The organism is Streptomyces sp. NPDC002574, assembly GCF_042889545.1.
In the GTDB taxonomy this organism is placed as follows: Bacteria; Actinomycetota; Actinomycetes; order Streptomycetales; family Streptomycetaceae; genus Actinacidiphila.
In genome coordinates, this window is record NZ_JBIARB010000029.1 from 23076 (window position 1) to 34057 (window position 10982).

Consider the following 10982-nt stretch of genomic DNA (forward strand, 5'->3'; position numbering starts at 1 on the left):
TTTCTCCCGCGGCTCAGAGCCACCCCCGCCGGGCCGCCGCCAGCCCCGTCTGGAAGCGGGTGGCCGCGCCGAGCTCGGTCATCAGGCGGTGGATGCGCCGCTGCGTGGTCCGGGCGCTCCAGCCCTGGGTGCGGGCGATGGCCGCGTCCGTGAGCCCCGAGGCCAGCAGGCTGATCAGGGCCAGGGTCTCGGCATCCGGCTGACCCGCTTCCGCAGGAATCGGCCCAGCCGCCTCCCCCAGCGGGATCGCCCGCTCCCACTGCGCCTCGAAGAGCGCCTGCAATGCCACCAGCATCGGCGACGGGTGGATCAGGTACGCCGCGGACTGGCCGCCCGGCGCAAGGCTGAACGGGATGATCGCGGCACGGCCGTCGCTGATCACCAGCTTCAACGGCAACTCCGGCCGCATCCGGGCCTGCTCCCCCGCCCGCATGCTCGGCATGATGTCGTCCTGCAGCCGGCCGGGCCACGCCACCGCCTCGCGGTCGTAGATCACCCGGTGGGTCACCCCGGTCCGCTGCCGCTCCAGCTGGCCGTCCAGATTGCTGCCGGGCCGGTCGACGTACGGAGGGCGGTCGAAGGCGCACACCTCGCGGCGCGCGCCGGTCGTCAGCCGGTGCACGGCCTTGCTGATGTCCTCGCGGTCCGTCAGCAGTTCGGCGGCCATGTCCGGGTGGCTGATCCTGGCCGCCTCCCGGTGCGTCTCGACCAGCCGCTGCACCAGCGCCCGCGCGTCGCCGAGCTGCTGCTCCCGTTCGTGGATCAGCGCGCCGACCGCGACATCGGGGGCCGCGGCCGAGAACTTCGGCGGCCGCCCCGCACTGCGCACCGCCAGGCCGTCCCTGACCAGGCCGGACAGCAGCTTCCCGGCCGCGGGCGCGGCCAGGCCGCACGCGTCCGCGACCTCCGCCGCCGTGCACCGCGGCATCCCTACCAGCGCCGTATACACGCGCTCCGCGTCCGCCGTGAACCCCAGTACGTTAAATTCCATGCCCTCTCCCGCACCTCCGTGGCACCAACCGGCCACCTGGCGGAGGTAGGCCACCTTCCCCACCTTGTGCCTCGTCCGCCGCACTTGACATCTTCCAGCAGCGAGCGCGCTGCCCTGCGTTGAGGTGGGCGTCAGCGTGCCGCGGTGTGTCCCCCCGCACACCCTCGCCCCGCTGAAAGGGTGTCCCATGTCGCGTGCCCATCCGCACGGCGGACGGCGGCTCGGTGCCGTATCCGTCACGTCCGTCGTGTTCCTGGCCCTCACCGCCGCGCTCCCGGCCTCCGCCGCTCCCGGTGCCGCGGGCGGGAGCTCCGTCCCGTCCCTCGGTGACGCGTCGCCGCAGAAGGCGCCGCCCGCCCAGCGCGCAGGGGTCGTCCCGGGCCAGGTGCTGGTGACCCTCTCTCCGCAGACCGCTGTGACCGGCCGCAAGCTGCCGGGCAACAGGGCCCAGGCACACGCCCCCGGGACCAGCAGCGCCGTCGTGAACGAGAAGCTGAACGCGGTCGGGGCCACCTCGCTCCAGCCGCTCCTCCCCTCCCTGTCGGCCGCGGCCACCGAGTCGATGACCGCATCGGCCCGCACGCGCCTGGGAGACGACACCGCCGACCTGTCGCGCACCTACGTCGTACGGACCGGGAACCGCGACTCCGCCGCCGTCGCCCGCGCCCTCCAAGGCACGCCCGGCATCGTCGGCGCCGAGCCGAACCGCTACGTGAACACCATGAACACCGGGGGGCGGCAACTGCCCGCCACCGCAAGGGCGTCCACGAAGCACACGCCGGGGACCGCGCCCAGTGCCTCCGCCATCCCCACCAACTTCGCCCTCACCGACTCCGCCCAGGCGTTCCTCAACGCCGGCGGCGTCAACGCGGTGGGCGCCTTCGACATCCTCCAGGGCCGCTACGGGCAGCAGCCCGGCGCCGGCCGGACCATCACCAACGTCTCCATCGGCGACCTCACCGACCAGGCGATGGCCGACGCCGGTGACCCCTACGTACAGGGCCACGGACCGACCACCGTGCTCCAGGACGGTCAGCGCTACCTCGACCTCCCCTCCATGCCGCTGATCCCCGCCTACGTCGCGGCTCCCGACGGGAGCCTCAGCGGTTCGGCGTCCACCAAGGACCAGGACCCCGGCCTCGGCGAAGTCCTCCTCGACTTCAGCGTCATGGCGCCCCTCGCCCACGACCGCCAGCGCCCCGACCGGACCGGCAGCGACTACACCGACCTGCTCGGTGTCGCCCCCGGCGCCGGCTACCGCCTCGTCGTCCCGCAGCAGCCGACGATGGACCAGATCGCGACCGCGCTCCTGGCCGCCGCCCACCAGTCGCCCAAGCCGGACGTCATCACCGCCAGCCTCGGCTTCGGCACCGACGCCCAGGGCTTCCCGGGCCGTTACCTGGAGGACGACCCGTACATCCGGTCCGTGGTCGCCTCGATCGTCCAGAAGGACCACGTCGTGGTGGTGATCTCCTCCAACGACGGAACCCGCCTCTACACCCCGGCCGCCGTCGGCCCCGACGGCGGCAGCACGCCCACCGACACCGCGAAGAACGACAAGTCGGCCACCGACATCAACGACGTGGCCTACTCCACCACCCCGTCGCACGTCCCCGACAGCGGCGCGATAGCCGCCGGCGGCACCACCCTGGACGACACCCTCGCCTCCCGGACCGGGGACGCCACCACCGCCGAGACCCGCATCAGCGGCTTCGGCACCTTCTCCTCCGGCTTCGGCACCCGCATCGACCTCTCCGCGCCCAGCGACAACATCGTCGCCTTCACCCACACCGAGCGGGGCGACGCGCAGTCCGTCACCCCCGTCCTCAACGGCGGCACGTCCGCGTCCGCGCCCGAGATCGCCGCGGCCGCCGCCGTCGTGCTCCAGGCCGCAGGGCTCGCCGGACACCACCTGACGCCCGCGCAGGTACGGGACGTCCTGCAGCGCACCGGCCGCGAGGTCGCCACCCCGGCGCAGATCGACCGCGAGCTCAACGTCGGCAAGCAGATCGACGTCACCGCCGCCGTCGAGGACGTCCTCGGGCACCGCGGCGCCCAAGCCCCGGCCGCCGTACGGCTGTCGGTCGCCCACCGGGTCACCAACGCCGGCCTGGGCGGGCAGTTCCTGGAGACCACCGACCCGAACCGCATCGACCTCGGCGACATGGCCTCCGGCGGCAACGGCATGGGCCTGGTGGGCCCGGTCACCTTCGCCGGTGACGTCACCGGCCTGCCCAAGGGAGCCAGCCCCACGTACACCCTCACCGTGGGCGCGAAGACCTGGCGCTCCACGACCCCTGCGATCCGGGTGACGCCGACCGAACTGCTCGACGCCGCCGGACTCCCGGTCGTCTCCGCCTCCGACCGCACGATCACCGCCACCTACCGCGTACTGACCGGCGGCCGGACCCAGGCCACCGTGCGCCGCACCCTCACCGTCGGCCCGAGCGACGGCCGTTACGTGGAGGGCGCCGCGCCCAAGGCGCCCGCGGTGGTGAAGGCCGGCCACGCGGTCACCGTCAGCTACGACCTGTCCGGTGTCGCCAGGACCAGCAATCCGCAGCTCGTCGTGTCCACCGTCGGCCACTGGAACCCCGCTCTCGCACCGCTGTTCAGCGCCGCGTGGCACCAATCCCTGACCGCCACTTCCGGCACCGTCACCATCCCCGCCGACGCGTTCGCCGCCGGCGGCGGCCTCTACGGCATCGGCATCGCCCAGTCAGGCTTCGGCGGCAACCCCACCCTGACCACCTACGGGGAGTTCGCACCGGTCCGCGTCGACGGCGGCACCGCCGACCAGCGCCCGCAGGCACCGCTGGTCACCGGCCTGGACGGCGTCCCCGCGCACAGCACCCAGGTCACCCGCACCAAGCCCGGCTTCTCCCTGCGCTACGACGTGCGCGACGTGCCGGGGGCGAAGTACGCGCAGGTGGAGTTCGCCGCGCCCGCCCCGACGCTCCACAACTCGCTGAACACCTTCACCAACGCCAACGGCACGGCCCTCGACGGCAACGGCGTCGACGCGCCCTCCGCCGCCCACCGCGTCCTGCCCGCCACCAAGGGCAGCGTCGACCTCGACGCCCTGCGGCTGGGCCTGTCCACCTCGACCGTCTACGGCGTGCGCGTCATGGCCCTCGACAGCAAGCACCGGGTCGTCGGCCAGGCCTCATCGGTCTCGACCCTCGAAGTCGACGACGGCCTCGCCCCGGACGGAAGCACGGTGCTGTCCTTCGCCGCCGCGGGCGACGACTCGGTCGCCGCGCTGCGGACCGTCTCCGGCGCCACCGAGATCCGGCACTACTCCACCAGGACCGGCGCTTACGGCCCGGTCATCGCCTCGGACAGCGGCGACGGATCCGAGTACGAGGTCCTCGGCGTGGCCCCCGCCACGCACCGCGCCCTCGCGGTGCACCAGGCGAAGCCCGGCGGCGATGTACAGGTGGAGACCTGGGACACCGCCTCCGGCACCCTCGTCGGGCGGACCACGCTCGCGGCGGCCGACTACCGGTTCGTCGTCGGACGCGTCGACGCCCCCCGCTCCCGCGGCGCGCTGCTGCTGCGGGCGGTCGCCGACAACAGCGACCTGGTGCTGCCTGTCGACCTGAGGGACGGCACCACCGACGCCCCCGTCCCCGCCGACCTGCCGGGCGTCGTCAAGGGCTCGTACAGCCTCCTGGACGTCGACTCCTCCACCGGCGACGTCTACCTGGCCAAGGGCGCTCCGATCGCCCTCTGCCTGGGCGGCGTGCAGATCCCCCGGGTGAACACCGGGACCCGCAGCGTGACGCTGGTGGGCACCATGTCCGGTTGCAGCAACGGGTTCTCCTCCGACGACGCCGGCACGCTCTACAACCTGTCGGCCACCGCGGTCAGCACCAAGATCGTCCCGACCAGCGTGCTCGGCTCGCTCGACGTGGCGACCGGCACGACGGACGACCCGGTGGCCGTACGCCGCGGCCCCGCCACGGGAATGGCCGTGGACGGCGCCAACGGGCTCGCGGTGGCGGCGTTCACCGCGCCGGAGGGCACCAGCTACGCGGGCTCCGGCACGGCCGTCGTCGCGGACAACAACGCCACCGGTCAACTGCTCGTCATCGACGTCACGACCGGGGAGGTGGTGAAGACGCTGACCGGGTTCCAGATCACCGGCCACGGCGGTCCCCTGGTCCACGGCGGTGTGATGAACTCCGTCCAACTGGACCCGGCGACCCGCACAGGCTGGACGTACGGGGCCTACGACGGGCAGATCCGCCAGTTCTCCTACTGAGCGCGAACGCAGTACGGTCCGGGGGCGGGAAGCGGTCGACGCTTCCCGCCCCCGCGGCATGCCCGCCCGCACCTTTACCGAATCAGAACCATTGACACAGGCTCCTGTGCAACCCTCCGCAGTGCCGCGGGAGTACTGGAAGGCGAGCGGTGTGCCGGCCGAAGGGCGGCAGCGGCTCCACGCCAGCTGTGCCGACCGAGAAGGAGACTCGAGTTGTCCGGAATCAGAAGTGCATCGATAGCGGCCGCGCTGCTGGGCTGCACCCTGTTGCTCTCGGGGTGCACCGATTCTTCCGGGTCCGGGTCCGACTCCGCCGCCGGCACAAGCACTTCGCCCTCCCCGGAGGCCTCCGCCCCGGCGGGCGCCTCCACCGAGGCGTCTCCTTCGGCCTCGTCCTCCGCCACGACGCCGGCGCCGTCGCACAGCGCCACCGCGTCGGCCAAGGCCACGGCCACGGCCCAGACACCGAGCAAGGCCCCGACCAAGGCCCCGCAGGCGCCCGTCTCCGTCCCCGGCTGCCGCAATCTGTCCGTCAGCAGCGCGGTCAAGTCAGCGGTGACACGGGCCTACACACGCAGCTACCCCCGCTTCGTCCACATCGCGCCCGCGCCCCAACGGTTCTTCTACGGCCAGTGCGGCACCGTCCGCTACGCCGCCACCCCGTTCGACCCCGCCTCCGGCGCGAAGGAGGGCGAACTCGTGGGCCTCCAGGACGAGGGCGGCGCCATGAAGTACTTCCGCAGCGCCTCCGGGACCGACTGGACCTACCTCACCAGCGACGGCTTCCCCGCGGGCCCGCACGGCTGCGCCGACATCCCGCAGATCCCGCGGGCCCTCGCGACCGCGTGGAGGAACTGCGCCGTCGGGTGATCAGGGCGGTCGCAGGTTCCGGGGTCGTGCGGGTGGTCGCGCTGTGACCGGTTGAGGCGCACAACAGTGCGGGCACGGGTTTCGTGATCACTGCGGTGTCCGAGCCCGATGCTCATGAGGTGGCCCGCGCCCGCTGCTGCACGGCGTTCGTCCCGCTGGACGGAACGCTGCCGCCGATCGACCGGATCGCCGCCGACCGGCGGTGCCGTGCACGACGTCCGCACAGCCCGCGAGCACCGGCACCGCCGGCACCCTCGCCGGGGCCGGCGTTCTCCGCGCTCCGCTCAGCCGGCCGCACCGCGCAGAACGGCCAGTGCCGAGGCGTACATCCGTTCCTTGATGGTGCCGAGGGTGTCGCCCGCCTTACCGGCCTGCGCCTCGGCGATCTCCAGGGCCGCGGAACGCACGGCGTCCTCTGTCACCGCCCGGTCCACGATCCCGGCGGCCGCGGCGTCCGTCCCACCGTACCGGCGGGCGGCGACCATGGCCTCGTGCGCGGTCTGCGGCGCCAGGCGGGACCGGATCAGGGCGGACATGCCGGGCGTGAAGGGGATGTTGATCTCGGCCTCGGGCAGGCACCAGAAGCCGCGGTCGGCGCGCATCACACGGAAGTCATGAGCGAGGGAGAGCATCGCGCCGGCGGCGAAGGTGTGCCCCTGCAGGGCGGCCACGGTGACCATCGGCAGGGACAGCACGCGGGCGAGGAGCCGGTGGACGGAGTCGCGGTAGCTCTCGTGCTGGTCGGCGTGGGCGCCGAGCCATTCCAGATCCAGCCCGTTGGAGAAGAACTTGCCCGTCGCGGCGGTCACCAGGGCGCGCGGCCCCTCTGCCTTCTCTACTTCGTCCAGGGCAGCGCCGACGGAGGCGAGCCAGTCGGGATGGAAGCGGTTCTCGCCGTCTCCGATGTCGAGCACGAAGACGTTGTCCTGGCGGTCCAGAGTGGGCATCTGCGCTCCCGGAGGGTCGTGCCACGTCAATGTCCTGTTCGGAGCCTTCCTCCGTCGCCCCTCCTTGATTCCGGGGGGCAGCGGAATGATCGCGTCGCCGCCCCGGTGCGACCGCTGCGGTCACACCGATGTCCACGAGCGACCTTCTCTTCCATGGTCCTTCGACATCCCGGTCCAAGGCGACCGGAAGGCCCACAGCGCGGCGGCTCGACCGGCGCGCCCCCGCAGAGCGGCACGTCACCGCACGACCGGGCCGTCACCCGCCGGAACGCGGTGACGAGCGGCGAACCTGTCCGCATCCACGATCGAACACCAACGAGTAACGCCCACGGCCGACTTCGCGTGATCGCCAGGCCGGCCGGCGACGGTTGCCGACCGGGATGCGAGGGGAACGGCCCCGTACCGGCTTCGGGCCGTCCAGCGCGCCAGGAACACAGGCTCGTGCGGCAGCCGGGCAGGGTCGCCCCCGTGCGGATTCCTCGGCGGTGTCTCCGTCCTCGGACCCGCGCCGACGCTTGCGTCGAGGTCATCGTCGCAGTGTTCACCGGCGCGGTTCCGTGGCCCGTTTTTCAGCTCGGCCGGGCGGGCGATTGTCCGTTCTTCGAGGTCGGCCTGCCGCGGCCGGTGCGGCAGGCTGTCGATACAGGACCGCGAAGATCCGTTCGAAGCGTGCCGTCATGTCGTCGGCGCTCTGCTCGGGGTGGTGGCGCCACCAGGCGACCGCGGCGCTCACGGTGCCGTACCACAGGTGCGTGGCGAGGTCGGTGTCGAGCGCCTCGCCCGCCTCCGGGGAGCCGAGGAACTCGGCTACGCCGACCGCTCCGAGGCGGTTCAGCTCCTGTCGGTAGACGGCGGCCGCCGCATGGAGGGGCCCGTCGGCCGGCACCGTCGTGTCGTAGACGAGAGCCCAGTCGTCGACGCGGGACTCCAGCCTCCGGAAGACGGCCTCGAGGGTGCGAGCGGCACGTGTGAGGTCGGACGGCCCCTCCTGCGCCGCGGCGACGGCTTCGACGAGGCGGGATCCGGCATACTCCAGGCACGTCAGGTAAAGGCCGTCCTTGGATCCGAAGTACTCGTAGATCATGGGCTTGCTGATTCCGGCACGCGCTGCCACCGCGGCGGTCGACCCGCGTGTGTAGCCCTTGGCGCCGAACTCGTGGGCCGCCGCGTCCAGGATCAGCCTCTCCCGGTCGGCGCGGGGCATTCCCTTGGTCCCGACCGTGCTGACGCCCTTCTCCTGCTTGTCCATGGTCCCACCCTATGCCAAAGTGACCGACAGGTAATTTACCCGGCGTTCAGATCGGTGGTGCGGCAGTGGGCAGCAAGACGCGGTCGTGGTGGGGATGGGGAAACGTCGAGGACGCGGTGACGGGCGCGGAGCGTGCGGAGATCACCCGGCGTACCGCGGAGATGCTGCCGGGCGCCGACCTGACGGTGCACGAGGCCCCGTCGATCGAGCAGTTCGGGGTGCGGGCGAGCCGCGTCCAGGCGCCGCCGGCTCTGGCGTCGATCGCGTCCGCCGAGGTGCGCGACCGGCTCGCGCACAGCCACGGGCAGGCGTTCCGCGATGTCGTGAGGGCGCTGCTGGGGCGCCTGCCCCACGTGCCCGACCTCGTAGTGCGCCCGACATCCGAGGCACAGGTCGTCGATCTCCTGGACTGGTGCAGTGACGCCGACATCGCGGTCATTCCCTTCGGCGGTGGTTCCTCGGTGGTGGGAGGCGTCGAACCGCGGGTGGGTGATGCCTACGCCGGGGTGGTCAGCCTGGACATGGGCGCGATGGACCAGGTCCTGGAGATCGACCGCACCAGCCGGGCCGCGCTCGTCCAGGCCGGGGTCCTCGGCCCGCACCTGGAGGACCAACTGCGCCCCCACGGCTACAGTTTGAGGTTCTTCCCCCAGTCGTTCGAGTTCTCCACCCTCGGCGGCTGGCTGGCCACCCGCGCCGGCGGCCACTTCGCAACGAACCTCACCCACATCGACGACCTCACCGAATCGATGCGGGTCATCGCTCCCAGCGGGGTCCTCGAGTCCCGCCGTCTCCCGGGCTCGGGAGCCGGACCGTCCCCCGACCGGATGTTCCTCGGCTCGGAGGGAACGCTCGGCGTCATCACCCAGGCCTGGGTCCGCCTCCAGGACCGGCCTCGGTGGCGTGCGGGAGCCTCGGTGGGCTTCGCCGACCACGACGCGGGCGTGCGCGCGGTGCGCGCCCTCTCGCAGTCCGGCCTGTACCCCGCCAACTGCCGCCTCCTGGACCCCATGGAGGCGTTCATCAACGCCGGCGCCCCGACCGCCGTCCTGGTACTCGGCTTCGAATCCGCCGACCACCCCGTCAACGCCTCGATGGGACGCGCACTGGAGCTGTGCAGAGACCACGGCGGCACCCTGGCCGAGGAGCCGCGCTACGCCGGGACCGCGGAGCAGGACGCACGGACCGGGGCCGCCGACACTTGGCGCAACTCCTTCCTGCGCATGCCCTACCAGCGGGACGCCCTCGCCGCCCAGGGCATGATCGTGGAGACGTTCGAGACGGCCTGCACATGGGACCGGTTCGACACCCTGCGCGCCGGCGTCGACGCCGCTGCCCAGGACGCGATGCGCCAGGTCGGCGCGGAAGGCGTCGTGACCTGCCGCTTCACCCACGTGTACCCCGATGGTCCGGCCCCGTACTTCGGTGTCTACGCCGCGGGGAAGTGGGGCAGGACGGTCGAGCAGTGGGACGAGATCAAGCAGGCGGTCTCCGAGGCGCTGATCAGCGGCGGGGCGACCATCACCCACCACCACGCGGTGGGGCGCGACCACCGCCCGTGGTACGACCGCCAGCGCCCCGACCTGTTCGCCGCCGCCCTGCGGGCCGGCAAGACGGTCCTCGACCCGGCCGGAATCCTCAACCCCGGCGTTGTCATCGATCCATCGGCTTCCAGCCGCGATGCACACGGCCCACGTGCCTTCGACGCGCCCGGCGGATGACGGTCGCGCCGCCGTCGGCTCCGGCGGACACCACCCGGCGGGCGTCCCTGTTGTTTCCGTCCTGGGGCAACGATCCGGACGCCCACGGAAGTTGATCAGGCCCTGTCGGGTAGTGACATCCCTGCGATCACCGACGCGCGCGCACGCGGCTCGACCGGTGCACGGGCGTCGGAATGATCGGGGCCGATTCCGCTGCAACAGAACCCGGCCCTGTCCCCTGGTGCGAGTGGCAACGGCCGGGGTCAGCCAAAGAGACCACCCATTCCCCAGGGGCACCCGACCGGGGCGCCGTACGGGACAAGGTCCGGCGAACCGGATGTGGTCGTGGTCTCAAGGACAATGACAGCAGGCCGGCAAAGTAAAGGCAATACCTTAGCGTTGCGATGCCACCCGAAGAATGGCCGTAAAATACATGTCCGGTAATGGATCACGGCCCCGAACTGGCCTTGTGCACTGATCCCTTGGGCTGCTACGTCGCGTGATTGTCCGGATCCCGCCCACCGTGCCGTCGCACGCGAATTCAACTCCGTATACCGAGTGGACCGGACCCCGCCAGGGGCTTCACGCTTCCCATGGAGGCCCCTCACCGCGGGCTGCAACCCACGGTGACATCCCCGGGGCCGCCGAGCGAGTGGCAACGAGCATGGGAGGTCCCCCAGCGTGCCGCAGGACACGCGCACTGACTCTTCGTCCACCCAAGAAACCCCACCGAGACGTCGCGGCATTCGTCTGCCTACAGCGGTCGTCGTCATCCTGGCCGCGCTGGCCCTGGGTATCACGCTCGCGTCGCGCATCCGGATCGACATCCACATAGCGGCACCGACACTGCCCGCCCTGATCGCGGGTCACGTCCGCTGGAGTGGTGTATCGACGGCCACTCGGTGATCTCTTCTTTGAGGCTATGCGGTGAGTTCGGCGGGCACGACGGTGTCGTCGT

6 protein-coding genes are annotated in these 10982 nt (G+C 72.0%); 3 read left to right on the forward strand and 3 right to left on the reverse strand.

Annotation, left to right across the window (positions count from 1 at the left end; translation table 11 throughout):
• Positions 1 to 13: 13 nt before the first annotated feature.
• Positions 14 to 991, reverse strand: coding sequence for a helix-turn-helix domain-containing protein (locus tag ACFYXS_RS39330; RefSeq protein ID WP_389256613.1), 978 nt, complete (start codon positions 989 to 991; stop codon positions 14 to 16).
• 187 nt (positions 992 to 1178) lie between these two features.
• On the opposite strand from ACFYXS_RS39330, the gene ACFYXS_RS39335 reads away from it, so the two are divergent.
• Both ACFYXS_RS39335 and ACFYXS_RS39340 read left to right on the forward strand, forming a co-directional pair.
• Positions 1179 to 5258: a S8 family serine peptidase gene (locus ACFYXS_RS39335; RefSeq protein WP_389256614.1), complete on the forward strand. Its 4080-nt coding sequence runs from the start codon at positions 1179 to 1181 to the stop codon at positions 5256 to 5258.
• Between the two features lie 213 nt (positions 5259 to 5471).
• Positions 5472 to 6128, forward strand: a complete 657-nt coding sequence (locus tag ACFYXS_RS39340; RefSeq protein WP_389256615.1) for a hypothetical protein — start codon at positions 5472 to 5474, stop codon at positions 6126 to 6128.
• A 284-nt stretch (positions 6129 to 6412) separates the two neighbouring features.
• Here the strand turns inward: ACFYXS_RS39340 and ACFYXS_RS39345 are convergent, their stop codons facing one another.
• Both ACFYXS_RS39345 and ACFYXS_RS39350 read right to left on the reverse strand, forming a co-directional pair.
• A complete protein-coding gene (locus ACFYXS_RS39345; RefSeq protein ID WP_389256616.1) occupies positions 6413 to 7075 on the reverse strand; it encodes an enoyl-CoA hydratase-related protein in 663 nt (220 codons plus the stop codon).
• A gap of 541 nt (positions 7076 to 7616) precedes the next feature.
• Positions 7617 to 8324: a TetR/AcrR family transcriptional regulator gene (locus tag ACFYXS_RS39350; protein WP_389256617.1), complete on the reverse strand. Its 708-nt coding sequence runs from the start codon at positions 8322 to 8324 to the stop codon at positions 7617 to 7619.
• A gap of 65 nt (positions 8325 to 8389) precedes the next feature.
• On the opposite strand from ACFYXS_RS39350, the gene ACFYXS_RS39355 reads away from it, so the two are divergent.
• On the forward strand, positions 8390 to 10045 hold the full coding sequence (locus tag ACFYXS_RS39355; RefSeq protein ID WP_389256618.1) for an FAD-binding oxidoreductase: 1656 nt from the start codon (positions 8390 to 8392) through the stop codon (positions 10043 to 10045).
• Positions 10046 to 10982: the final 937 nt, after the last annotated feature.